17 protein-coding genes are annotated in these 24,099 nt (G+C 69.9%); 6 read left to right on the plus strand and 11 right to left on the minus strand.

Going from position 1 to position 24,099, the window contains the following annotated elements; translation table 11 throughout:
* Complete coding sequence (locus ACPT94_RS22695; RefSeq protein WP_425246693.1) at positions 1 to 627, minus strand: TetR/AcrR family transcriptional regulator; 627 nt, start codon at positions 625 to 627, stop codon at positions 1 to 3.
* Positions 628 to 966: 339 nt separating this feature from the next.
* On the opposite strand from ACPT94_RS22695, the gene ACPT94_RS22700 reads away from it, so the two are divergent.
* Both ACPT94_RS22700 and ACPT94_RS22705 read left to right on the plus strand, forming a co-directional pair.
* The gene (locus ACPT94_RS22700; protein WP_360345676.1) at positions 967 to 1,884 is read left to right on the plus strand and encodes an ABC transporter permease; all 918 of its coding nucleotides are present in this window, start codon (positions 967 to 969) and stop codon (positions 1,882 to 1,884) included.
* A complete protein-coding gene (locus ACPT94_RS22705; protein WP_360345678.1) occupies positions 1,877 to 2,713 on the plus strand; it encodes an ABC transporter ATP-binding protein in 837 nt (278 codons plus the stop codon). Before ACPT94_RS22700 ends, ACPT94_RS22705 begins: the two co-directional genes overlap by 8 nt.
* A 146-nt stretch (positions 2,714 to 2,859) precedes the next feature.
* On the opposite strand, the gene ACPT94_RS22710 is transcribed toward ACPT94_RS22705, so the two are convergent.
* Positions 2,860 to 7,806: an NAD-glutamate dehydrogenase gene (locus tag ACPT94_RS22710; protein WP_425246694.1), complete on the minus strand. Its 4,947-nt coding sequence runs from the start codon at positions 7,804 to 7,806 to the stop codon at positions 2,860 to 2,862.
* A gap of 584 nt (positions 7,807 to 8,390) precedes the next feature.
* On the opposite strand from ACPT94_RS22710, the gene ACPT94_RS22715 reads away from it, so the two are divergent.
* Positions 8,391 to 8,957 (plus strand): DJ-1/PfpI family protein, encoded by a 567-nt coding sequence (locus tag ACPT94_RS22715; RefSeq protein WP_360345682.1) that lies wholly within the window; start codon positions 8,391 to 8,393, stop codon positions 8,955 to 8,957.
* 57 nt (positions 8,958 to 9,014) lie between these two features.
* Here ACPT94_RS22715 and ACPT94_RS22720 read toward each other — a convergent pair whose 3' ends face one another.
* Positions 9,015 to 9,677, minus strand: coding sequence for an HAD family hydrolase (locus tag ACPT94_RS22720; protein ID WP_360345684.1), 663 nt, complete (start codon positions 9,675 to 9,677; stop codon positions 9,015 to 9,017).
* A 77-nt stretch (positions 9,678 to 9,754) separates the two neighbouring features.
* On the minus strand, positions 9,755 to 10,270 hold the full coding sequence (locus ACPT94_RS22725; RefSeq protein WP_425246695.1) for a DUF6912 family protein: 516 nt from the start codon (positions 10,268 to 10,270) through the stop codon (positions 9,755 to 9,757).
* Positions 10,271 to 10,612: 342 nt separating this feature from the next.
* Between ACPT94_RS22725 and ACPT94_RS22730 the strand changes: the two genes are divergently transcribed.
* The gene (locus tag ACPT94_RS22730) at positions 10,613 to 11,227 is read left to right on the plus strand and encodes an Rv3235 family protein (RefSeq protein WP_425246696.1); all 615 of its coding nucleotides are present in this window, start codon (positions 10,613 to 10,615) and stop codon (positions 11,225 to 11,227) included.
* Positions 11,228 to 11,340: 113 nt separating this feature from the next.
* Here ACPT94_RS22730 and secA read toward each other — a convergent pair whose 3' ends face one another.
* Complete coding sequence (gene secA / locus ACPT94_RS22735; protein WP_425246697.1) at positions 11,341 to 14,154, minus strand: preprotein translocase subunit SecA; 2,814 nt, start codon at positions 14,152 to 14,154, stop codon at positions 11,341 to 11,343.
* A gap of 282 nt (positions 14,155 to 14,436) precedes the next feature.
* Here secA and ACPT94_RS22740 point away from each other — a divergent pair, with 282 nt between their 5' ends.
* Positions 14,437 to 15,036, plus strand: a complete 600-nt coding sequence (locus ACPT94_RS22740) for a GNAT family N-acetyltransferase (protein ID WP_425246698.1) — start codon at positions 14,437 to 14,439, stop codon at positions 15,034 to 15,036.
* A 147-nt stretch (positions 15,037 to 15,183) separates the two neighbouring features.
* Positions 15,184 to 16,353, plus strand: coding sequence for a winged helix-turn-helix domain-containing protein (locus tag ACPT94_RS22745; protein ID WP_425246699.1), 1,170 nt, complete (start codon positions 15,184 to 15,186; stop codon positions 16,351 to 16,353).
* 105 nt (positions 16,354 to 16,458) lie between these two features.
* Here the strand turns inward: ACPT94_RS22745 and ACPT94_RS22750 are convergent, their stop codons facing one another.
* From ACPT94_RS22750 to mtrA, 6 genes are all read right to left on the minus strand, one after another.
* Positions 16,459 to 17,205 (minus strand): response regulator, encoded by a 747-nt coding sequence (locus ACPT94_RS22750; protein ID WP_360345696.1) that lies wholly within the window; start codon positions 17,203 to 17,205, stop codon positions 16,459 to 16,461.
* A 205-nt stretch (positions 17,206 to 17,410) separates the two neighbouring features.
* Positions 17,411 to 18,103, minus strand: coding sequence for a ribosome hibernation-promoting factor, HPF/YfiA family (gene hpf, locus ACPT94_RS22755; protein WP_360345698.1), 693 nt, complete (start codon positions 18,101 to 18,103; stop codon positions 17,411 to 17,413).
* 315 nt (positions 18,104 to 18,418) lie between these two features.
* The gene (locus ACPT94_RS22760) at positions 18,419 to 19,357 is read right to left on the minus strand and encodes a ComF family protein (RefSeq protein ID WP_425246700.1); all 939 of its coding nucleotides are present in this window, start codon (positions 19,355 to 19,357) and stop codon (positions 18,419 to 18,421) included.
* Positions 19,358 to 19,489: 132 nt separating this feature from the next.
* Positions 19,490 to 21,322 carry an LpqB family beta-propeller domain-containing protein gene (locus tag ACPT94_RS22765; protein WP_425246701.1) on the minus strand — a complete coding sequence of 611 codons (1,833 nt, stop codon included), beginning with the start codon at positions 21,320 to 21,322 and terminating at the stop codon, positions 19,490 to 19,492.
* The gene (gene mtrB / locus ACPT94_RS22770; protein WP_360345704.1) at positions 21,312 to 23,375 is read right to left on the minus strand and encodes an MtrAB system histidine kinase MtrB; all 2,064 of its coding nucleotides are present in this window, start codon (positions 23,373 to 23,375) and stop codon (positions 21,312 to 21,314) included. Before mtrB ends, ACPT94_RS22765 begins: the two co-directional genes overlap by 11 nt.
* A gap of 1 nt (position 23,376) precedes the next feature.
* Positions 23,377 to 24,066 carry a two-component system response regulator MtrA gene (mtrA, locus tag ACPT94_RS22775; RefSeq protein ID WP_187283109.1) on the minus strand — a complete coding sequence of 230 codons (690 nt, stop codon included), beginning with the start codon at positions 24,064 to 24,066 and terminating at the stop codon, positions 23,377 to 23,379.
* Positions 24,067 to 24,099: the final 33 nt, after the last annotated feature.

Below are 24,099 nucleotides of genomic sequence, written 5' to 3' on the forward strand. Positions count from 1 at the left end.
TCACAGCGCCTTGATCGCCTCGGCGGTGGCCCGCGCCAGCGCGCCCAGGTACCCCTTGGGCAGCTTCGGGCTGCGTATCACCACCGCACGCCAGTAAAGCGGGCCCGAGATCAGATCGAGCGCCAGCTCGTCGTCCAGGTCCTCGCTCACCTCACCGCGCCGCGTCGCCGCCGCCACGATCTTCAGGGCGACACCCTCCTGCCCGTCGCGCAGCGCCTTCTGCATCGCCTCGGCGATCTCGGGGTTGCGGGCCGCCTCGGCCTGGAGGTCCGGGATGATCTGCGAGGCCACCGGATGGCGCAGCGCCCGTGACGTCACCTCGTACAGCACCCGCAGGTCGCTCTCCAGGCTCCCCGTCTCCGGCGCCGGCAGGCCCTGTACGGCGATCGCCGAGACGATGTCCAGTACGAGGTGCAGCTTGGAGCGCCAGCGCCGGTACACGGCGGTCTTGCCCACGCCGGCGCGCCGGGCGATGCCCTCGATGGACATGCGCGCGTAGCCGACGGTCGCGAGTTCCTCGAACACGGCCGCCCGGATGGCTTCGGTCACATCCTCCCGGAGCACGGCCGCTCCCGCGGGGGTCCGGCGGCGCGGACGCGTCTGGTGCCCGTCGGCGTTCGTCGTCATGCGGAACAGCATAGGGCGTTACGACGATACGGGCCCGTCCCCACGTGTGACGTGCGGGGATGTCGCGACGGGACGGTGCCGTCGCCGCGACGGGACGGTCTCGTCCTCGGGACGGAACGATCTCGTCCACACGACGGAAAGGTATCGGCGCCGCAACGGGACCGCGCCGCCGTGACGACGAAACGGTTGCGTTCCGACGCCGACTCGGCCTACGCTCACGTTGCGACGATACGGTCCCGTTCCGACGTAAGAAAACGTCAAGAGAACCGTAAGAAGACGCCGGTCGATCGGCGGCGAGCCGAAACGCACACCCCCCTCCCCCGAGTGAAAGCAGCGGATGTGAGCCAGGTCCTCCACACACCGCCCCAGACGCGGCCCGCGGTCCACGAAGACCTCGCGGCCCTCGCGGCCCGGCACGGCCTCAAGGTCAGCGGTGCCCGCCCGCCCCTGCCGGAGTACATCCGCCAGCTGTGGGAGCGCCGCCACTTCATCACCGCGTTCGCCACCGCCAAGCTCACCGCGCAGTACAGCCAGGCGAAGCTCGGCCAGATCTGGCAGGTCATGACCCCGCTGCTGAACGCGGCGGTGTACTACTTCATCTTCGGCGTCCTGCTGGAGACCAAGAAGGGCGTGGCGGACTTCATCCCGTTCCTGGTCACGGGCGTGTTCGTGTGGACGTTCACGCAGAGCTCGATCATGACGGGCACCCGGGCGATCTCCGGCAGCATCGGCCTGGTGCGGGCCCTGCACTTCCCGCGGGCGACACTGCCGATCTCGTTCTGCCTGCAGCAGCTGCAGCAACTGCTGTTCTCGATGGCCGCGCTGGTGATCATCCTGTTCTGCGTCGGCGTTCCGCCCGCGCCCTCCTGGATCCTCGCGGTGCCCGCCCTGGCGCTGCAGTTCGTCTTCAACGCGGGCGTCTCGATGATCCTGGCCCGCCTCGGGGCGGAGACGCCGGACATCGCCCAGCTGATGCCGTTCATCCTGCGCACCTGGATGTACATCTCGGGCGTGATGTGGAGCATCGACAACCTGATCAGCAAGCACCACGGCATGCCGGCCTGGGTCGGCGACCTGCTGCGGGCCAACCCGGCCGCCGTCTACATCGACCTGATGCGCTTCGCGTTGATCGACACGTTCAAGGCGAGCCAGCTGCCCCCGCACGTGTGGGCCTGGGCGACCGGCTGGGCCCTGGTGGCCGGCGTCGGCGGTTTCATCTACTTCTGGAAGGCTGAGGAGACGTACGGCCGTGGCTGACAACGCAAGGCTCACCGAGCCGACCGACGAACCGATTCCCACCGTCATCGCGGACGGCGTCGACATCGTCTACCGGATCAACGGCACCGGCTCCGGCCGCGGCTCCGCGACCGCCGCCCTCAACCGCATCCTGCGCCGCAAGCAGGCCGAGAAGGCCGCGGGCACCCGCACCGTGCACGCGGTCAAGAACGTCTCCTTCGTCGCCTACAAGGGCGAGGCGATCGGTCTGATAGGCACCAACGGCTCCGGCAAGTCGACGCTGCTCAAGGCGGTCGCGGGCCTGCAGCCGGTGGAGCGCGGCAAGATCTACACCGACGGCCAGCCCTCCCTGCTCGGCGTCAACGCGGCCCTCATGGGCGACCTGACCGGCGAGCGCAACGTCTATCTCGGCGGCCTGGCGATGGGCATGTCCCGGGAGCAGATCAGGGAGCGCTACCAGGAGATCGTCGACTTCTCCGGCATCAACGAGAAGGGCGACTTCATCTCCCTGCCGATGCGCACCTACTCCTCCGGCATGGGCTCCCGCCTGCGGTTCTCCATCGCGGCCGCCAAGGACCACGACGTCCTGCTCATCGACGAGGCGCTGTCCACCGGTGACGCGAGGTTCCAGGCGCGTTCGGCGGAGCGCATCAAGGAGATGCGCGCGCACGCGGGCACCGTCTTCCTCGTCAGCCACAGCAACGCCGCCATCCGCGACACCTGCGAGCGGGTGCTGTGGCTGGAGCGCGGCGAGCTGCGCATGGACGGCCCGACGGAGGAGGTCCTGCAGGCCTACGAGGAGTTCACCAGCGGCAAGCCGAAGAAGCCCGCCCCGACGCCCGCCGCCTGACCGGACGGGCCGGCCGGACTGGCGCCGGGCAGACACGAGGGCGCCCCCCGAACCGTCGGGGGGCGCCCTCTTGCGTCCCTACGGACACCGCGTCCCTGGGAACGCGTCACGCCGACGGACGCCACATGCCCACGGACGCCACATGTCTACGAATGCGTCCGCAGCAGCGTCCGCATCGTCCGCATCGCCACGGACAGGTTGGCCAGGTCGAACGTCTCCGACCCCTGGATCTCCTCCAGCGTGGTCCGCGCCCGGCCCAGGATCGCCGCGTTCTTCTGCTCCCAGGACTTGAAGCGCTGCTCGGGCGTCGAGGTGCCGTTGCCGACGGCCAGGACGTCCGCGGTCAGCGCCGCGTGGGCCGCGTACAGGTCCTCACGGATGGACGCGCGGGCCATGGACTGCCAGCGGTCGGCGCGCGGCAGCTCGATGATGCGGTCCATGAGCTGCGTGATGTGCAGCCGGTCGGCGAGGTCGTAGTACACCTCGGCGACGTCCAGCGGGTCCTTGCCCATACGGTCGGCCACCGACACGATGTCGAGCGCCGGGAAGGCGGACGAGAACCCGGCCACCCGCGTGGCGAGCTCGTCGGGCACGCCGGCGCCCGTCAACTCGTCGTAGATCTTCTGCCACCACTCCAGGTCAGCGCCGCGCAGCAGCTTCGTCAGCTGCGACCAGACCTGCTCGACGCGGTCGGCGAAGAAGTCGACGGTCTCGGCGAGCTGGAGCGGCTGCGGCCGGTTGTTGAGCAGCCAGCGCGTGCCGCGCTCGACCAGGCGGCGCGAGTGCAGGCGGATACGGGTCTGCACATCGGCCTCGACCTGGTTGTCGAGGGCCTCGACCGCGTCCCACACGGGCGCCGAGCAGAAGATCGCCCGGGCCGCGGTCTGCGCCCGCACGATCTCCTCGAGCGAGGCGCCGGTCTCCTCCCGCAGCCGGTGCAGGTAGGTCGTACCGCCGGTGTTGACCGTGTCGTTGACGAGGACGGTCGTGGTGATCTCGCGGCGCAGCGGGTGGTGCTCGATCTGCTCGGCGAACTGCTCGCGCAGCGCCGTCGGGAAGTACGCGTACAGCAGACCGCGCAGGTGGGGGTCGTCGGGCAGTGAGGTGTGCAGCAGCTCGTCCGACACCGTGATCTTCGTGTAGGCCAGCAGTACGGCCGTCTCCGGGCCGGTCAGGCCGTGACCGGCGCCGAGGCGCTCGCGGATCTGCCGGTCGGTGGGCAGGAACTCCAGCGCCCGGTCGAGGTGGCCCTCGCGCACCAGATGGCGGATGAAGCGCTGCTGGGCGTGGAGCATGTCCTTGGACTGGGCGAGGGCGTTGGCGATGGCCGTGTTCTGCGCGTAGTTGTTGCGCAGGACGAGCCGGCCGACCTCGTCGGTCATCTCGGCGAGCAGCTTGTTGCGCTGCTTGACCGTCATGTCGCCCTCGGTGACCAGGCCGTTGAGCAGGATCTTGATGTTCACCTCGTGGTCGGAGGTGTCCACGCCCGCGCTGTTGTCGATGGCGTCCGTGTTGATCCTGCCGCCGCCGCGGGCGAACTCGATCCGGCCGAGCTGGGTCAGGCCCAGGTTGCCGCCCTCGCCGACGACCTTGACCCGCAGGTCGGCGCCGTCGACGCGGATGGCGTCGTTCGCCTTGTCGCCGACGTCGGCGTGCGACTCCGTGCTGGACTTGACGTACGTGCCGATGCCGCCGTTCCACAGCAGGTCCACCGGCGCCTTGAGGATGGCCTTCATCAGGTCGGCCGGGGTCAGCTTGGTGACGCCCGCCTCGATGCCGAGGGCCTCCCGGATGTGACTGTTGACCGGGATCGCCTTCGCCGTGCGGGGGAAGACACCGCCGCCGGCGGACAGCAGTCCGGTGTTGTAGTCGGCCCAGCTGGAGCGGGGCAGCTCGAACAGGCGGCGGCGCTCGGCGTACGAGGTCGCCGCGTCGGGGTGCGGGTCGATGAAGATGTGCCGGTGGTCGAAGGCGGCGACCAGGCGGATGTGCTCGCTGAGCAGCATGCCGTTGCCGAACACGTCACCGGACATGTCGCCGATGCCGACGACGGTGAAGTCCTCGGCCTGTGTGTTGACGCCCAGCTCCCGGAAGTGCCGCTTCACGGACTCCCAGGCGCCGCGGGCGGTGATCCCCATGCCCTTGTGGTCGTAGCCGGCGGAGCCGCCGGAGGCGAAGGCGTCCCCGAGCCAGAAGTCGTACGACTGGGCGACCGCGTTGGCGATGTCGGAGAACGTCGCGGTGCCCTTGTCGGCGGCGACCACCAGGTAGGTGTCGTCCTCGTCGTGCCGGACGACGTCGGCCGGCGGCACGACCTCCCCGGCGACCATGTTGTCGGTGATGTCGAGCAGCGCGGAGATGAAGGTCTTGTAGCTGGCGACGCCCTCGGCCATCCACGCGTCGCGGTCCACGCCCGGGTCGGGCAGCTGCTTGGCGACGAAGCCGCCCTTGGCGCCGACCGGCACGATGACGGTGTTCTTCACCATCTGCGCCTTGACCAGGCCGAGGATCTCGGTGCGGAAGTCCTCACGCCGGTCGGACCAGCGCAGACCACCGCGCGCGACCTTCCCGAACCTGAGGTGCACGCCCTCCACCCGCGGCGAGTACACCCAGATCTCGAAGGCGGGGCGCGGCGCCGGCAGGTCGGGGATGGCCTGCGGGTCGAACTTCATGGACACGTAGTCGTGCGACGTGCCCTCCGCGGTCCGCTGGAAGAAGTTGGTGCGCAGGGTCGCCTTGATGACGGTGAGGAAGGACCGCAGGATCCGGTCCTCGTCGAGGGAGGCCACCTGGTCGAGGGCGGCGTCCAGCTCCTCCAGGAGCGCGTCGACGATCTCCAGCCCGGCGCGCTGCCGCTCCGGCGACATCCGTGCCTCGAACAGCGACACCAGCAGCCGGGTGGTGTGGACGTTCGTGCGGAGGGTGTCCTCCATGTAGTCCTGGCTGAAGGTGGAACCGGCCTGCCGCAGGTACTTGGCGTACGCGCGCAGCACCATCGCCTGCCGCCAGGTCAGCCCGGCGCCCAGCACGAGGGCGTTGAAGCCGTCGTTCTCCGCCTTGCCGGTCCAGGTGGCGGCGAACGCCTCCTGGAACCGCTCGCGCCCGTCGTCACCGAGGTAGTCGCCGTTGGCGCCGCTCAGCGCGCGGGGCAGGCGCAGACCGAAGTCGTAGATCCAGGAGACGCTGCGGTCGGCGGAGCGCAGCTCGTACGGCCGTTCGTCGATGACCTCGACGCCGAGGCGGTTGAGCACGGGCAGCACGGCCGACAGGGAGATCGCGTCGCCCCTGCGGTAGATCTTGAAGCGGCGCTCGCCGGGGCCGGCGCCCACCGGTTCGTACAGGCTGAGGGCGAAGTTCTGCTCCTCGGTGAGCCGTTCGAGGTGCACGAGGTCGGCGACCGCGGAGCGCGGGGTGTGGTCGGCCTTGTAGCCCTCGGGGAAGGCGTTGTTGTAGCGGCGCAGCAGCTCCGCGGCCCGCTCCTCGCCCAGTTCGGCGGTGAGCGCCTCGGCGAACGCGTCGGCCCAGGAGCGGGCGGCCTCGACCAGCCGGGCCTCGATGCGCTCCTTGTCGCTGTCGGACAGCTCGGGCAGTTCGGTGCCCGGCGGGACCCGCACGACGAAGTGCAGACGGGAGAGGATCGACTCGGTGTTCCAGGCGGTGAAGTCGACGCTGATGCCGCCCAGTTCCTCCTTGAGGATGTCGATGATGCGCAGCCGGACGCCGGTGGTGTAACGGTCGCGGGGCAGGTAGACGAGGGCGGAGTAGTAGCGCCCGTACTCGTCCTGCCGCAGGTAGAGGCGCAGCCGCCTGCGCTCCTGCAGGTAGAGAACGGACGTGACGATGGACCGGAGTTCGTCCACCGGCGTCTGGAACAGCTCGTCGCGCGGGTAGGTCTCCATGATCTGGAGCAGGTCGCGTCCGTCGTGGCTGTTGGGCGAGAAGCCGGCGCCCCTGAGGACGGCCTCGACCTTGCGCCGGACGACCGGGACCCGCATGACGGACTCGGTGTAGGCGGCGGAGGAGAACAGGCCGAGGAAGCGCCGCTCACCGACGACGTTGCCGTCGGCGTCGAACTTCTTGACGCCGACGTAGTCGAGGTAGGACGGCCGGTGCACGGTGGCCCGGCTGTTGGCCTTGGTCAGCACGAGCAGCTTGTGCTCGCGTGCCTTGGCGCGGGCGTCGGCGGGGAGCCGCTCGAAGGAGGGGCTGACGGGGTGGCTGTCGCCGCCGGCGTGATGCGGGTCGGAGCGCAGGATGCCGAGGCCGGTGCCGGGCACGGCGGCGAGGGAGTCGTCCTCCCGCAGCTCGTACTCCCGGTAGCCGAGGAAGGTGAAGTGGTCGGCGGCGAGCCAGCGCAGCAGTTCCCGGGCCTCCTCGACGTCGGGCGAGGGCAGGTCGGCGGGGACGGGCTCCTCTTCGAGCCGGTCGGCGATCCGCACGGCCGCCTCCCGCATCTTCTCCCAGTCCTCCACGGCCTCACGGACGTCGGACAGGACGCGCAGCAGGTCGGAGGTGATCTGCTTGAGGTCGGCGCGGTCGGTCTCGCGGTCCATCTCGACGTGGATCCACGACTCGACGTGCGCGTCGTGCGGAAGGTCCCGGGAGGCGGGCGCGGCGGCGAGCACCTCGATGAGCTTGCCGGTGACATCGCGGCGGACGACGATCTGCGGGTGGACGACGAGGTGGATGCCCCGCCCCTGCCGGGTCAGCTCGTTCGTCACCGAGTCGACGAGGAAGGGCATGTCGTCGGTGACGACCTCGACGACGGAGTGGCTGCAGGTCCAGCCGTTCTCCTCGACGGTCGGGGTGTGGACGCGTACGTTCGCGGTGCCCTGTGGCCGGTTCTCGGCCAGCCGGTAGTGGGAGAAGGCAGCTCCGAAGATGTCGACCGGGTCGCGGTCGGTGAGGTCCTCCGGAGCGGTGTGCAGGTAGTAGCGCTGGAGGAACGAGAGCACGGAGTCGTGGTCCGGGATGCCCGGACCGTCCTCGCCCGTCGTCCCAGTCGGTAGGTGCCCCCCGACCGGACTGTTCTCAGCGACCCGGGCCGCCCTCTCGAGCAACTCGGCCTTGGCTTCGTCCAGCTTGGTCTGCATTGTCCTCTGACTCCTGTCGCGCGCCGTTGCGTGACGTAGAAGGAAGTACGGTCTCTTCCCCTGCGGCTCGACGCCACGGCCCGGGATCTCCGGTCTGCTCCGACGCTATGCCGCAAGGTGAGATGAGCGGGGGGTTATCAGCCATTCTCGACGCTCCCCGGCGGTGTGACGCTGCTCTCTGCGCCGCCTTCTTCCGGGGTGTGTGCGGCATCCCGGGGGTCGTTGCGACCCCGCCCCGCCCGCGAGGACCAGCGACTGCCGCCCGGCCACGGATGTCGTCCGAGGTCACCGGGCGCGGGGCAGGGGCAACAGCGCCCCCGCGAGATATCGCGCTGATCACGCCACCAAGGCTATCGCTCCCCACGGGGGGCCCGTCATGAGCCGTATGTGTACAAAACAGGGGGTGGAAGTTTGACGTTCTGCACAGGGGCGGGGCCGGGGGCGGTGTGTGAAGGGGGCCTTGCGAAAAGTCGCCGCGCGCCCCGCCCCGGAGGCACTCTGAAAGCAGCCCACCTCTTGGCAAGGCCGCCCCCAGGAGGCACGTTGCCAATGAAGAGCGCCCGCACCGAGAGGAGCCGCCCGACATGACCGCGAAAATCCTCATCGTCACCGGCGACGCAGCGGAGTCCCTTGAGGTCCTCTACCCCTACCAACGCCTCCGCGAAGAGGGCTACGACGTCCACATCGCGGCCCCCACCCGCAAACAGCTCCGGTTCGTCGTCCACGACTTCGAGCCCGGCTTCGACACCTACACCGAGAAACCCGGCTACACCTGGCCCGCCGACCTCGCCTTCTCCGAGGTCGACCCCGGCCAGTACGCCGCCGTCGTCATCCCCGGCGGCCGCGCCCCCGAGTACCTTCGCAACGATCCCGAGCTGCGCAAGATCCTCAAGTCGTTCTTCGACGCGGACAAGCCGGTCGCGCAGATCTGTCACGGCCCCCTCCTCACCGCCGCGACCGAAAGCCTCCGCGGCCGCCGCGTCACGGCCTATCCGGCGCTGGAGCTGGACATGCAGACCGCCGGCGCCACCTTCCAGGACAGCGAGGCGGTGGTCGACGGCACCCTGGTCTCCTCCCGCGCCTGGCCGGACCACCCGGCCTGGATGCGTGAGTTCCTCACGGTCCTGCGCGCCAAGGCACCGGTGATCTGACCCACCCACCCCGCGACCGCTGCCGGTGCGGCGCCTCCAGAGGCGCCGCACCCCTTTTCACGCGGCTGTCCGCTCCGCCACCTCGACGGCCTCCTCCAGCGTGTCCACCACCGGCACCCCCACCGCCTCGAGACTGGCCCGGCTGTGCGATCCGCCGGTGTACAGCACGGCCCGCGCGCCCACGTGCAGCGCCGCGACGGCGTCGTCGGCGGCGTCCCCGATCACCACCGTGCGCTCCGCCTCGACCCCGGCCAGCGCCTGGAGGTGGCGCACCATGTGCTCCGCCTTGCTGCCCCCGGACGGCCCGGTCCGCCCGTCGACCCGCAGGAAGTGCGGCTCGATCCCGAAGCCGCGCACCAGCGGCACCAGTTCGTCGTGGACGTACATGCTGAGCAGGGACTGACTGCGGCCCGCCGACCGCCATCCGGCGAGCAGCTCGGCCGCCCCCTCGGTGAGCCCGCACCGCACCCGGTGCTCGGCGTAGTACCGGTGGAAGACCTCGTCCATGACCTCCCACTCGGCGTCCGTGGGCAGTCTGCCCATCAGCCGCTCGTAGAACTGGGGCACCGGCACGCAGTACAGCGCCCGATAGCGCTCCAAGGTGATCGGCTCCAGCCCCAGCTCGGCGAACGCCGCGTTCGTCGCCCCGATGATCGCGTCGTTGTCGTGGAACAGCGTGCCGTTCCAGTCCCACACGATGTGCCCCGCTGACTTCCCCATGCCCGCAAACGTACCCGCCGCCACTGACAATCAGGAGAACGCCGGCTCGACGACACAGCTCGTCACCGGCGACGACCTCAGCCCCCGGAGCCCACGAGGTGGGGGATCTCCTGCGTGGCGAACCACAGCAGCTCATGGTCCTCGGCGCCGTCCACCACGAACTGCGCGTCGTCGTCCCCGCCGTCCGCCGCCGCCAGCGCGTCGGCCGCGGCCGCCACGTCCGTCTCCGCGTCACCGGCGTCGACATGCACCGAGGCGGCCTTGGCCAGCGGTACGGCCCCGGCGACCCGCACCTCGCCGAGCGCCGCCGGGTCGAGGCCCCGGTCGGGGTCTGCCGCGGCCGCGCCGTCGGGTACGTCGACGGCGACCACGACCCGCCGACGCGGCGCGCCGGGGTCGGCCGCCAGCAGCCGCAACGAGGCGAGCGCGGCCCGGCTGAGGGCGGCGTACTCCAGTTCCTCGATGTCGTCGGAGAGGTACCACTCGCGCAGGGCGGGCGTGACGGCGTACGCGACGAGCGGCCCGGACCCCAGCTCTCCCGTTTTGTGCGCCTCGGCGAGACCGGGGAGGGTCAGGGGGACATAGACGCGCATGATGGGCCGCTCTTTCCTGGTCGGAGGTCTCCGCTCGCGCCCCGGGGAGGTCTTGTCAGGTCCCGCCCCTCCCGGAGGGCCTTCAGGATACGTGCGGGAGTCCCCTTTCGGGTCCCCGCCCACACCCCGGAAAGCGTCAACCCCAGGCCTCGGAACTCACCCCCCACACCCCTCCTTCCCGCGGTTTTCCCACCCCCGACCACCCTGATAGGTGAATCTCCCCGGACCGCCACCGCGACCGTCCGCTTCCTTGCCGTCACACACCGCGTCCCCGTACAAGATCAGCACCGCAAGTTACCGCCCGGTAGAGACATTGGCCGGGCCCAGCGAACGGGGACACCCATGAACAAGGTCATGACGAGGACCCAGCGCACCCCCGGCAGCCGCCCGCCGGGCCGCCGCGACACCCGCCGCCCCGCCGACGCCCCACCCCGCACCCCGGGCGGAACCTCCCGCACGACACCCACCGGCGGCCGCCCACCGGCCTCACCCGGCGGCTCCCCACGCACCCGCCCCACCGACAACCGCCCGGCGACCGCCCCCACCCTCCCCTCACCGTCCCGCACACCCGACCCCGCCCGAAGCCCACGCGGGTCCCTCGCCCAGCAGCCCCAGCCCCGCCCCACCGACCTCTTCGCCGACCGCCTCCTCGCCGTCCTCAGCGGCCAACGCCCCGTCCACTACATGCTCCGCCACACCATCGGCCGCGCCTACGACGACCTCGCCCACCTCGCCGAACGCGGCCCCCTGCGCACCGCCCACGGCACCCGCCCGGTCGTCCGCGACATCGGCTACTTCGTCCCCCGCCCCGGCGCCATCGAGGCCTTCGCCCGCATCGGCGCCGGCGACCGGCTGCGCGCGATGGCCTTCCGCCTGGAACTCGGCCCCGACCGCCGCTGGCGCTGCACCGCCGTAGAACTCGGCGGCCCCCGCAGGCCCCAGACCGCCGACGACTGACCCCGGCACAAGCCGAAGGGCCGGACCACCCTCAGGTGACCCGGCCCTCAAACCCACAGACCAGCCCCGCAGCCCCCTACTTCTGGTGCTGCCGCTTCCGGCCCTTCCTACGACTACTTCTTACGACGCCGCCCGGCCTTCGCCTGCTTGCGCCGCTCCGCGCGCGTGAGACCGTCGGCCTCGGAACGAACCGGCTCCTCGTCCCCGACGAAGTCGCCCTCGATGGTGCCGCCCTCGCCGTCCACCGTCGGCGCCGAGAAGTGCAGGTTCCGCCGCTGCGGGACGTCCAGCCCCTTGGCACGGATCTCCGGGCGCCCGCTCGCCTGCGCCGGCACCGCGTCCTGCTTCTCCATGTCGACCGGCGCGGCGTCCTCGACCGGAACCTCCTCGACCTGCTGCTCGACCTGGACCTCCAGGTTGAACAGGTAGCCGACGGACTCCTCCTTGATGCCGTCCATCATCGCGGTGAACATGTCGAAGCCCTCACGCTGGTACTCCACCAGCGGGTCCTTCTGCGCCATCGCGCGCAGACCGATGCCCTCCTGGAGGTAGTCCATCTCGTAGAGGTGCTCACGCCACTTGCGGTCCAGCACCGACAGCACGACCCGCCGCTCCAGCTCACGCATGATCTCGGAGCCGAGCTGCGCCTCCCGCGCCTCGTACTGCTCGTGGATGTCGTCCTTGATGGACTCGGCGATGAACTCGGCCGTCAGACCGGCCCGGTCACCGGCCGCCTCCTCCAGCTCGTCGATGACGACCTTCACCGGGTAGAGCTGCTTGAAAGCGCCCCACAGACGGTCCAGGTCCCAGTCCTCCGCGAAGCCCTCGGCGGTCTCCGCGGCGACATACGCGTCGATCGTGTCGTCCATGAAGTGCTGGATCTGCTCGTGCAGGTCCTCGCCCTCCAGAACCCGGCGCCGCTCGCCGTAGATGACCTCACGCTGCCGGTTGAGGACCTCGTCGTACTTCAGGACGTTCTTACGCGTCTCGAAGTTCTGCTGCTCGACCTGCGACTGCGCGGATGCGATCGCGCGCGTGACCATCTTGTTCTCGATCGGCACGTCGTCCGGCACGTTCGCCATGGACATCACGCGCTCGACCATCTGCGCCTTGAACAGCCGCATCAGATCGTCACCGAGCGACAGATAGAAACGGGACTCACCCGGGTCGCCCTGACGGCCGGAACGACCACGCAGCTGGTTGTCGATACGACGCGACTCGTGCCGCTCGGTGCCCAGCACGTACAGGCCGCCGAGCTCCTCGACCTCTTCCTTCTCCGCCTTGACGGCCTGCTCGGCCTTCTCCAGAGCAGCCGGCAGGGCGTGCGCCCACTCCTCGATGTGCTCCTCGGGGTCGAGGCCGCGCTGACGCAGCTCCGCCTCGGCGAGGTCCTCGGGGTTGCCGCCCAGCTTGATGTCCGTACCACGACCCGCCATGTTCGTGGCCACGGTCACCGCGCCCCGGCGGCCGGCCTGGGCGACGATCTGCGCCTCACGCTCGTGGTGCTTGGCGTTCAGCACCTCGTGCTGGATGCCCCGCTTGCTGAGCTGCTGCGACAGGTACTCGGACTTCTCGACCGACGTCGTACCGACGAGGATCGGCTGGCCCTTCTCGTGCTTCTCCGCGATGTCGTCGACGACCGCCTCGAACTTCGCGACCTCGGTGCGGTAGATCAGGTCCGACTGGTCCTTACGGACCATCGGCTTGTTCGTCGGGATCGGCACCACACCGAGCTTGTAGATCTGGTGGAACTCGGCGGCCTCGGTCATCGCCGTACCGGTCATGCCGGAGAGCTTGCTGTAGAGGCGGAAGAAGTTCTGCAGGGTGATCGTGGCGAGCGTCTGGTTCTCGTCCTTGATGTCCACCCCTTCCTTCGCCTCGATCGCCTGGTGCATGCCCTCGTTGTAACGGCGGCCGGCGAGGATACGGCCCGTGTGCTCGTCGACGATCATGACCTCGCCGTCGATGACGACGTAGTCCTTGTCCTTCTTGAAGAGCTCCTTCGCCTTGATGGCGTTGTTCAGGTAGCCCACCAGCGGCGTGTTCACCGACTCGTACAGGTTGTCGATGCCCAGCCAGTCCTCGACCTTGGAGACACCGGCCTCGTGGATGGCGACCGTGCGCTTCTTCTCGTCGACGTCGTAGTCGCCGGTCTCCTCCAAGCCCTTCAGCGGGTTGCCGGCCTCGCCGCGCTTGAGGCGCGTCACCAGCTTCGCGAAGTCCCCGTACCACTTCGTGGCCTGGTCGGCCGGGCCAGAGATGATCAGCGGCGTACGGGCCTCGTCGATGAGGATGGAGTCGACCTCGTCGACGATGGCGAAGTTGTGCCCGCGCTGGACGAGTTCGTCCTTCGACCACGCCATGTTGTCGCGGAGGTAGTCGAAGCCGAACTCGTTGTTCGTGCCGTACGTGATGTCGCAGCTGTACTGCTCGCGGCGCTGCGCCGGCGTCATGTTCGCGAGGATGCAGCCGACGCTCAGGCCCAGGAACCTGTGGACGCGGCCCATCATCTCCGAGTCGCGCTCGGCCAGGTAGTCGTTGACCGTGATGAGGTGCACGCCGTCACCGGAGATGGCGTTCAGATAGGCGGGCAGCGTACCCACCAGGGTCTTGCCCTCACCGGTCTTCATCTCGGCGACGTAGCCCATGTGCAGGGCGGCACCGCCCATCATCTGCACGTCGTAGTGACGCTGGCCGAGGACACGCTTGGCCGCCTCACGCACCGTGGCGAACGCCTCCGGAAGCAGGTCGTCGAGGCTCTCACCATCGGCGTACCGCTGCTTGTACTCATCGGTGAGGGCCCGCAGCTCGGCGTCGGAGAGGTCGACGAAGTCCTCTTCGATGGAGTTGACCTGGTCCGCGATGCGGTGCAGCTTGCGCAGGATCTTGCCTTCGCCTGCACGCATGATCTTCGAGAGGACGGACACGGGGGTTGGTCTCCTTGCCGGTCGGGCCTGGGACGGTCGGTTTCCATTTGACTTACTGAGCAACGGCCATCGTATGCGAGGACCCCACCACGCCGGGAGGCCTGGCACGACGAGGACCGCGCTCAGCCGCGCACGGCCTGGATTTTCCTTCTTCACAGGGGACAACGGCCGGAGCGCGCGGATGGTGCCGGATCCGGCAAACGAATTGAGCGAATTGTGATCGCCTGCTCACGCACCGCGAAAACATGGCGCCCACGCGGCACCTTTGCACAGAATCAGCCGATGGAGCCCGTCACCCTCCCCACCGCCCGCCTCGTCCTGCGCCCGCTCGGCCCCCAGGACACCGACGCGGTCCACGCCGCCGCCCAGGACCCCGACATCCAGCGCTGGACCACCATCCCCTCCCCCTACCTCCCCGAACACGCCCGCAGCTTCACCGAACAACTGGCCCCGGAAGGCTGGGCCAACGGCTCGATGTTCACCTTCGGCGTGTTCCTCCCCGACCACACCCTCACCGGCGTGCTCAGCCTCACAATGCGCTCCCCGGGCACCGCCGAGGTCGGCTTCTGGGCCACCAAGGAACACCGCGGCCACGGCTACACCACCGAGGCCACCCTCACCGCCTCCCGCTGGGCCTTCACCGACCTCGCCGTCGACCGCGTCGAATGGCGCGCCGAAGTAGGCAACACCGCCTCCCGCGCGGTGGCGGAAAACGCCGGATTCACCCTGGAAGGCACCCTGCGCTCCGCGATCAGCAACAAGGGCGTACGCCGAGACTGCTGGGTGGCCTCCCTCCTCCCCTCGGACCTCGGCCTGCCCTCAACGGCGCCGTACCTGCCCGCGCCGACAGATACGGCCGACGCCCGACGGGGGCGAGCCTGAAGGCGCCGGCCGGAACATCTGCCTCTCCCCGCGCCCGGTGAGCGAGGGCCGACGAAATCGCCCTCGCCCCTACTCCCACCGCACCCACCCCAGCCCAAAACCCCAGCTCACCTCGCACTGTCAGACCCGTCCCCTATCGTGCGCACCATGACGACGCCGCGCCCCGCACAGCTCTCCGCAGACGAAGCCCGCCGCATCGCTCTACGGGCACAAGGCTTCCTCGGCGCCCCCGACCGCAGAGCCGGCGTCCGCGGCGTCCTGCGCCACCTCGGCGCCGTCCAACTGGACACCATCTCCGTCCTCGCCCGCTCCCACGAACTCATCCCGTACGCCCGCCTGGGCGCCACGGGCCGCAAGACCGTCGAGGACGCCTACTGGAAAGGCACCCACGCCTTCGAGTACTGGTCCCACGCCGCCTGCATCCTCCCCATCGAGGAATGGCCCCACTTCGCCTTCCGCCGCCGCGCCTACCGCAACCGCCCCCACTGGAACCACCCCCTGCCCGACGGCACCTACGACCAGGTCATCAAGCAACTGAGCACCGAAGGCCCCCTCACCGCCACCGAGTTGGGCGGCGCGAAGAAGACCAGCGAATGGTGGGACTGGTCCGGCACCAAGGTCGCCGTGGAACGCGCCCTGATGTACGGCGAGGTGGTCTGCGTCGAACGCCGCGGCTGGAAACGCGTCTACGACCTCGCCGAACGCGCCGTCCCCGCCGACCTCCTGCACGACGAACTGGACGACACCGAATGCCTGCGCCGTCTGGTCCGCCTGGCCGGCCAGTCCCTCGGCGTCGGCACCCGCGCGGACATAGCCGACTACCACCGCCTCAAGGGCGAACAGGTCGACGCGGTGATCGCCGACTCCGGCCTGGTCCCCGTCACCGTCGAAGGCTGGGGCAAACCGGCCTGGGCCGACCCGGCAGCCCTGGAGACAGCACCCCGCGGCCGCCACCGCACCACGCTCCTGTCCCCCTTCGACTCCCTCATCTGGGAGCGGGCCCGCACCGAGCGCATCTTCGGCTTCACCCACCGCCTGGAGGCGTACGTCCCCAAACCGAAGCGGGTCTACGGCTACTTCGCGATGCCGGTGCTGGCCGGCGGACAACTCGTCGGCCGCGTCGACCCGGCCCGCGAGGGCCGCACCCTCGTCGCCAAACAGGTCACCCTGGACAGCGCGAAGGCCGTCCCCGCGGTGGCGCAGGCCCTCATCGAAGCGGCGACCTGGGTCGACTGCACGGACGTACGCGTCGAACGCGTGGACGCCCCGGAACTGCGCGAACCCCTCACCACGGAACTCGCCCGCGCCCTCGCCTGAGCCCCACCAGGGCCACCGGGACCGCTGAGACCACCGAAGCCGCTGGAACTGCCGGAACTGCCGGAACCACCAGAACTACGGGCTTCCCCCCGGAACGACCCGGAACTACCGAATCTCGAGGATCTTCTCCCGCATCGCGTACACCACCGCCTCCATCCTGGAGTGCAGCTGCAGCTTCTCCAGGATGTTGCGCACATGGTTCTTCACGGTGTTCTCGGAGATGAACAACTCCTTGGCGATGTCCCGGTTGTTCATCCCCGTAGCGACAAGCTTCAGCACTTCCAGCTCACGGTCCGTCAACCGCGGCGCCGGAACGAGCCGGCGCTCATCGGTCCGCTGGATCATCGACTTGAACTCGGTGAGGAGTTTCGACGCCATGGACGGACTGATCTGCGACTGCCCGTCCGCCACCGCGCGAATGGCCGTCGCGACCTCGTCCGTGGAGATCTCCTTCAGGAGATATCCCGTCGCGCCCGCCTTGATCGCTTCATAGAGATCGGCTTCCTCATCGCTGATCGTCAACATGATGATCTTCGCGCTGGGAGCCACCTCCTTGATGGACGTGCACGCCTCGATACCACCGCGCTTGGGCATCCGCACGTCCATCAGCACGATGTCCGGCAGCAGATCGGCCGCCTTTTCCACGGCCTCTGCGCCATCGCCCGCCTCACCCACGACCTGGATGTCCTCCTCGGCCGCGAGCACGATCTCCAGTCCGCGACGGAACAAGGCGTGATCGTCCACCACAAGGACTCTGATCGGCTCCTTGCGGGGAGTTCCCGCATCCGGGCCCATGCCGACGACGCCGTCGTCGGCATCCCCGTCACGCATCGGTCCGAAGCTGTCCGCCATCGTTCCTCCCCCTGAAGGCTGCGGCCGTGGTCCTGTGCCATCGCCAACGCAAGGCAACGACCCAACGGTTGAGCCGTTGCCCGCCATGATTCCATGTCCGGACGACAACGCGGTGACAGAGCGGCGCGCGAAGGGGTCGCACACGGATGCCCCTGGGGGCGCAAGGGCGCTCCAGGGGCACCTGCTGGGCTGCCACCGGGCCGGGTCAGCCGCCCAGCGCGCCACCCGCCTCGGGCGAGTGCGCGTTGGTGACCATCGTGTCCGTCCTGAGATGGATCACGCCGTAGTCGTAGGCGTGCCGCCGGTAGACGACGCTGGGTTCCTTCGTCTCGGAGTCGACGAAGAGGTAGAAGTCGTGCCCGACCAGCTCCATCTCATAGAGGGCCTGGTCAAGGGTCATCGGTGCGGCGACGTGGGTCTTCTCGCGCACCACGAGGGGACCGTCGCCCTGCACCTCCAACGAACCGATCTTCTTGGTGGGCACGCTGTCGGACTCGTCGGCCGGGACGGGACGGCCGTTGCCGCTGAGGGTCGCGACGCCTGGGACGTGGTCGGGGACCTCCGCTGCCGAGAGCCGGCGTGCGCCGCGTCGCGTGTAGCGCTTGTCATGCTGCTTGCGCAGCTGGGCGTCCAGCTTCTCCGCCGCCAGGTCGAGTGCCGCGTACGGGTCGCTGGCCGCTGCCTCCGCCCGGATCACCGGACCGCGGGAGCGGAGCGTGATCTCCACTCGGTCGCTCCGGTCGGCCTGTCGGGGGTTGGGCTCCTTGGACACCTCGACGTCGAGGCTGATCACCTTGGCATCGAGCCTCTGGATCTTCTCCAGCTTCAGCTTCTCGGCCACGTGCTTGCGGAACCGCTCGGGCACCTCGGTCTTGCGGCCCTTGACGACGACGTCCACGCAGAACTCCGTTCCCGGATCGCTCCGCGTCAGCGGCGGAGCATCTCCCTTTTGCACCAGGATCCGGTGAGCACCGGAACCTCGGACTCGGTGACTTCCACCTCCTCCTCCCCCATGGGCGAGATCTCCACCCCAGGTGCTGCGGGTGATTGCCGAAAACCGCAGCACGGCATTCGAAATTGAGAGGTGTGGCCTGCGGCTTTCCCTCACAACCGAACATATCTCGCCCGGACGGATGTCGTCACCCTCTACTGCGGCGTACCTCCGTTCAGGTGAAAAGGCCTTCTCATTACCTGCAACGACTCAAGATCCCCCTCAGTTCCGGTTTATTTCGAAAGAGTCCGGCGGCGCTGCGACGACGGCCGCGCACACCACGTCACCAGCGACAGCCAAGCCCACCGGCCCGGCCGGCAACCGGCCCGCGCCTCCCTCCCGCGCTCCGGACCGACGTACCCCTCTGCCTTCCCGAGTGACGCCCCCGTACACAGCCGCCGCCCCTTCATCACGCTCCGTCCACACGACCGCCCCAGCTCCGGCCACCCCTGCCGCGCACCGCTCCGCCGCGACCGCCGCCCGCACGGCCCGCGCCGCCTCCGCGAGAGACGCACCCGTCGTCACGAGGTCGTCGACGAGTACCACCGAACCGCCGCACAGCAACCGCGCGCCACCGGGCACCACCACCAGCGCGCCCACCAGGTTCTCCAGCCGCTGCCGGGAGTTGAGCCCCGACTGATCGGCCACCACACGCCGCTGCCGCAACACCGCGGCCACCCGCACCGACACCCCCGCCCTGCGCAACTCACCGGCGGCCGCGAGAGCGATACGACGGGCGGGGTCGTGGCCACGGGCTCGGACGGCTTTGGGGGCGGAGGGGACGGGGACGAGGAGTACGGGACCGGGTCCAGGTCCGGATCCGGGGGGTGGGGGCCCCTCCCCCACCCCCACCTCCCCCCACCCCAACCCCACCCGCACCGCCCCCGCCAACGCCGTCCCCAACGGTCGCGCCAGCGCCAGCGCCCCGCGTTCCTTGTGCGCCAGCAGCACGGCCCGTACCTCGTCCGCGTACCGGGCCGCCGCGTGCACGGCGGGCAGCCCGGGCGGCTCGGGCAGCGGCCGCACCCTGCGGGGAGTGCTCCCGCCGAGCGCGGCGCGGCATGCGGGGCAGAGCACCGTACGGGCCCGTCCGCAGCCCGCGCACTCGGCCGGCAGGACCAGGCCGGTGAGTTCCTGCCACCACCGCCGAACGCCTTCCACACCCACCACTGTGCCAACACGGGCAGGGACCGGCCACCCCTGTGGAAAACCGCCTGTGGACAACTCGGCGGATCCGACAGGAAGCAGGTCAGCCCATTGTGACGAGCGAATCAGCGCGGGAAGGCACGCAGGTCACCCCGGGTAGAACGCGACCGAGGCGGCCTCCTTCAGCGTCCGCCACCCGCTCCCCCCGGGCAGCCACAGCAGCCCGTCCTTGGAGGTCGCGAAGAGCGGGGCGTCGCTGTCCTCGGAGGCGGCGATGCTGGTCACCTCGGTGAGGCCGGGCAGGGTTCCCGTCTCGGGGATGGAGCCGTCGCACTGCACGTACTGCACCTGCTCGACCCCGCCGGCTTCGCGTCCGACGACGACGAGCCGGCTGTCCCCGGCCCAGGAAACGGTCGTGACCTTCTCCAGGTCGGGTGTCGCGGAGCGCAGTTCCTGGACGGAGACGGTGGGCCGGCCCCCGTTCTTGTCCCGTTCGATCCGCCCGATGAGCAGGGACTGCTTGCCGCCCTTGTCCACGACGAGCGCGATCCGGACGCCGTCGGCGGCCACCCGTACGGCGTTGATCCGCCCGTCCAGCCCCGGGGTGAGGACGTCCACGGGCCGGCCGCCGCCCTTCTCCAGAAGGAGCAGCCGAGGCGCGGCAAGGTCGCGGTCGGCGATCCACAGGTCGCCCTGCGCGTCCCAGCTGGGTGTGGTGAGCCGGTCGGCCTCGGTCCTGCCCTTGCTCTCCAGGACGGGTTCGGTGAGGGCGCGGTTCGTGACGGTCGAGGTGACGTAGAGGGCCTTGCCGTCGAGGGTGACTCCGGCGGCGCTGCGTTCGTCGCGGGCCACGGCCACGGAGCGCAGTTCCTTGCTGCCGTCGCCGAGCGCGCCCGCCACCGGTTCGGGGTCGGCGCTGTTGCCGCCGCTGTTGGTCATCCGGACAAGCCGGTGGTGGCCGTCGATGAAGTACAGGTGGTCGGGGGTCATCTCGGCGCCGCGTTCGGCCACGGCCGTGGCCCGGTCCTCGCGGAGGACGCACAGTTGTCTGCCGCCTGCCCGCAGCTCGACCTCGTCGACCGTCGGGGTGAGGCTCTGCACCGTGAACAGCAGCTGGGCGGCCATTTCGTCGCACTTGCCGTGCCCGATGCCGGCCGCCTTGTCGTTGAGCGGCACGGTGAGTCTGTTCTGGTCGTCGGGGGTGAGCGAGGGGGCGCCCTTGGACAGCGCCGTGCCGGTGGGAAAGCTGGACCTGACGACGGGCCGCAGCCAGCTGGTGGGTCCGTTGAGCACGGAGCGCACCATCTGGGTCATGGGGTCGACGCGTTCCCGCACGTAGACGGGGTCGGCGACGGCCATGGGCTGCCCGGAGCCGGCGGAGATGGTGTCGGTGGCGAAGTAGTACTTGTTGACGGACATGTAGTTGCGCTGGAAGTCCGACTTGCCCATGACGACGCCTTGGGGCAGGGCGTCGATGCGCCACTGTCGGGTCTTCTTGTCGCGTGTGAGGTGCACGGTCTGGCTGTAGTCGCCGGAGGCGGGCGCGTACGACTGCTGTGCGTCGACGGTGGCGACCTTCGTACCGGTCAGGGTGTAGCTGAGGTCGTTGCCCTGCTCGCGGCCGCCGGAGCGGTCGGATTCGGCTCCCGGCCCGTCGGCGAGGACCGTGGTGGAGCGCTCGGGCTCCCATCGCTGGGCGGCGCGGGTGGTCAGGTACTGCCGCGCCGTCGAGTAACGCGGGTCGTCGCTGGTGAGCGCTTCGAGGAAGCCCTGGACGATCTCGTTGGGCTGTGCGTCTTCCCGGGGCGGCATCGCGAACACCCGCACCTGCGTGTCCTGGCGGGGAGTGGAGTCGACGCCCCGCAGATCCCCGCTGTCGGGCATGGAGGCGCACCCTGCCAGCAGTACGACGCCGCAGGTGGCGTACGCCGCCGCGCGCGCACGCGCGCGCCGGTGGCCCCCTTGGCGGTCAGCGCCCACGGAATGCCTCCCCTTGCTCGTCCGTACCGTCGGATCCCGCGTCCGTCGTCCGGTCCGGTGTCTCGCCGCGTGCCGTCCTCGTGGCGGGTGGGTCGTCCTGTCGGCGTGCGCCGGAGGCGGGCCGTGGCACGACGCGTGCACCGTTGCCGGGCAGTGCCGTGGGGTCGGCCGTGGGGGCGACCGTGGCCAGCCGGGGCGCGAACGAGGCCCGCTGCTCACCGGCGGGCTGCACCGGCACGGTGGCGCTCTTCTCGCCTCCGCCGCGCGGCAGGCCGGCGTCGTCGAGTCCGCGGTTGCGGCGCGAGTCCTTGGGTTCCAGGGGTATCGGTGAACCCCGTAGCGGTTCGTCGGCGGTCCTGGGCAGTGTGAGCCGGAACTGCGAGCCGCCGCCCGGTTCGCCCCAGGCCTGGAGCCAGCCGCCGTGCAGCCGCGCGTCCTCCAGGGCGATGGACAGGCCCAGTCCGGTGCCGCCGGTGGTACGCGCGCGTGCCGGGTCGGCCCGCCAGAAACGGCTGAACACGCGGGTGGCCTCTCCCGGCTTGAGGCCGACGCCGTAGTCGCGTACGGCGACGGCGACCGCGCCGCCGGCCGCGGCGAGTTTGACGATGACGTCCCTGCCTTCGCCGTGCTCGACGGCGTTGACGACGAGGTTGCGCAGGACGCGTTCCACACGGCGCGCGTCGGCTTCGGCGACCACGGGTTGCTGGTCGCCGAGGACGCGTATGGTCGTGCCCTTGCGCTCGGCGAGCGGCGCGGCTCCGCTGACGACGCGGCGCACGACCTCCCGCAGGTCGATCGGTTCGGCCTCGAGGGCGGCGGCTCCGGCGTCGAAGCGGCTGATCTCCAGCAGGTCGGCGAGCAGCGACTCGAAGCGGTCGAGCTGGTCGGCGAGGAGTTCCGCGGACCGTGCGGTCACCGGGTCGAAGTCCTCGCGTGCCTCGTGGATGACGTCGGCGGCCATGCGCACGGTCGTCAGCGGTGTCCGCAGTTCGTGGGAGACGTCGGACACGAACCGTCGCTGCATCCGCGACAGGTCCTCCAGTTGGTTGATCTTCAGCTGGAGGTTCTGCGCCATCTTGTTGAAGGCCTCGCCGAGCCGCGCGATGTCGTCCTCGCCGGTGACCTTCATCCGTTCCTGCAGGCGTCCGGCGGACAGCCGCTCGGCGATCCCGGCGGCCATCCGCACGGGCGTGACGACCTGCCGCACCACGAGCCACGCGATGGCTCCGAGGAGTACGACGACGAAGAGTCCGGCGGTCGCGAGGGTGCCCTTGACCAGGCTGAGGGACTTCTCCTCCTGGGTGAGCGGGAAGAGGTAGTACAGCTCGTAGGGGTTGTTGTTCGGGTCGTTGACCTGCTTGCCGATGACAAGGGCCGGCTGGGACTCCTTGTCCTGGAAGTAGATGATGCGTGTGTAGCTCTGGGCGGCGCCCGTGCTGGTGTTGACACGGATGCGCAGGGCTTCGGGGACGCTCTTGTTGGGGTTGACATCGCCGGAGGCGCGCGGCCCGCGCCCGCCGCCGGCGATGTCGCCGGGGGGCAGCGTCACGACGTCGAAGGCGCCTTGGCCGCCGCTGGAGAGCGACGACACGAGCTCGCTCATCCACTGGATGACGTTCTGCGAGGAGCCGCCGTCCACCGCGGTCCCGTCGCCGGCGGCCGCGCCGGCCGCCTCGTCGGCTTTCTGCTTGGCGACGGCGAATCCGCCGGCGGCCTGGCTCTGGGAGGCCTTGACCTTGGCGTCGAGCAGCCCGTTGCGCACCTGTCCGATGACGACGAAGCCCAGCAGCAGGACGACGCCCAGCGACATCAGCAGGGTCGTGACGACGACCTTGAGCTGGATGTTGCGCCGCCACAGCCGCATGACGGGCAGAAGCGGCCGGCGCACCCAGCGCAGCAGCAACCGCAGGACCGGGCTGTTGTGGACCCCGCCGCGCAGCAACCCGCCGTCGAAGAGGAGCCCGAGGCGCGAACCCGCCGGCTTCCGGCCGACAGGCCGCTCCGCGCGGGCTCCGGACCGGCCGGGCGCCGAAGCGGCACTGTCTCCTGACATGTCAGCTGGGCCCTGCCTTGTATCCGACGCCACGAACAGTCACCACGATCTCCGGCCGCTCCGGGTCCTTCTCGACCTTGGAACGCAGCCGCTGCACATGCACGTTGACCAGACGGGTGTCGGCCGCGTGCCGGTAGCCCCACACCTGTTCCAGCAGCACCTCGCGGGTGAACACCTGCCACGGCTTGCGCGCCAGCGCGACCAGCAGGTCGAACTCCAGCGGGGTCAGCGCGATCGACTGCCCGTCCCGCTTCACGGAGTGGCCGGCCACGTCGATGACGAGGTCACCGATGGCGAGCTGCTCCGGCGCGGGCTCCTCCGACCTCCGCAGCCGCGCCCGGATCCGGGCCACCAGCTCCTTCGGCTTGAACGGCTTCACGATGTAGTCGTCGGCGCCCGACTCCAGCCCCACGACGACGTCGACGGTGTCGCTCTTGGCCGTGAGCATCACGATCGGCACCCCGGACTCCGCCCTGATCAGACGGCACACCTCGATGCCGTCCCGCCCGGGCAGCATCAGGTCCAGCAGCACCAGATCAGGTTTCGCCTCCCGGAAAGCGGCCAGCGCCTTGTCGCCGTCGGCTACGAAAGACGGCTCAAAACCTTCACCACGCAGCACAATCCCGAGCATCTCGGCCAGTGCGGTGTCGTCGTCGACGACAAGGACTCGTCCCTTCATAAACGACATCATCCCATTCTCATAACGGCGAAGGTGGCGCAGGTG

The sequence above is a fragment of the Streptomyces aurantiaciflavus genome (assembly GCF_049808595.1).
In the GTDB taxonomy this organism is placed as follows: Bacteria; Actinomycetota; Actinomycetes; order Streptomycetales; family Streptomycetaceae; genus Streptomyces.

What these genes read in the sequence shown, in the direction of transcription:
- ACPT94_RS22695 (WP_425246693.1), bottom strand. Translation starts at nt 627, where the DNA reads ATGACGACGAACGCCGACGGGCACCAGACGCGTCCGCGCCGCCGGACC.
- ACPT94_RS22710 (WP_425246694.1), bottom strand. Translation starts at nt 7,806, where the DNA reads ATGCAGACCAAGCTGGACGAAGCCAAGGCCGAGTTGCTCGAGAGGGCG.
- ACPT94_RS22715 (WP_360345682.1), top strand. Translation starts at nt 8,391, where the DNA reads ATGACCGCGAAAATCCTCATCGTCACCGGCGACGCAGCGGAGTCCCTT.
- ACPT94_RS22720 (WP_360345684.1), bottom strand. Translation starts at nt 9,677, where the DNA reads ATGGGGAAGTCAGCGGGGCACATCGTGTGGGACTGGAACGGCACGCTG.
- ACPT94_RS22725 (WP_425246695.1), bottom strand. Translation starts at nt 10,270, where the DNA reads ATGCGCGTCTATGTCCCCCTGACCCTCCCCGGTCTCGCCGAGGCGCAC.
- ACPT94_RS22730 (WP_425246696.1), top strand. Translation starts at nt 10,613, where the DNA reads ATGAACAAGGTCATGACGAGGACCCAGCGCACCCCCGGCAGCCGCCCG.
- ACPT94_RS22740 (WP_425246698.1), top strand. Translation starts at nt 14,437, where the DNA reads ATGGAGCCCGTCACCCTCCCCACCGCCCGCCTCGTCCTGCGCCCGCTC.
- ACPT94_RS22745 (WP_425246699.1), top strand. Translation starts at nt 15,184, where the DNA reads ATGACGACGCCGCGCCCCGCACAGCTCTCCGCAGACGAAGCCCGCCGC.
- ACPT94_RS22750 (WP_360345696.1), bottom strand. Translation starts at nt 17,205, where the DNA reads ATGGCGGACAGCTTCGGACCGATGCGTGACGGGGATGCCGACGACGGC.
- mtrB (WP_360345704.1), bottom strand. Translation starts at nt 23,375, where the DNA reads ATGTCAGGAGACAGTGCCGCTTCGGCGCCCGGCCGGTCCGGAGCCCGC.
- mtrA (WP_187283109.1), bottom strand. Translation starts at nt 24,066, where the DNA reads ATGATGTCGTTTATGAAGGGACGAGTCCTTGTCGTCGACGACGACACC.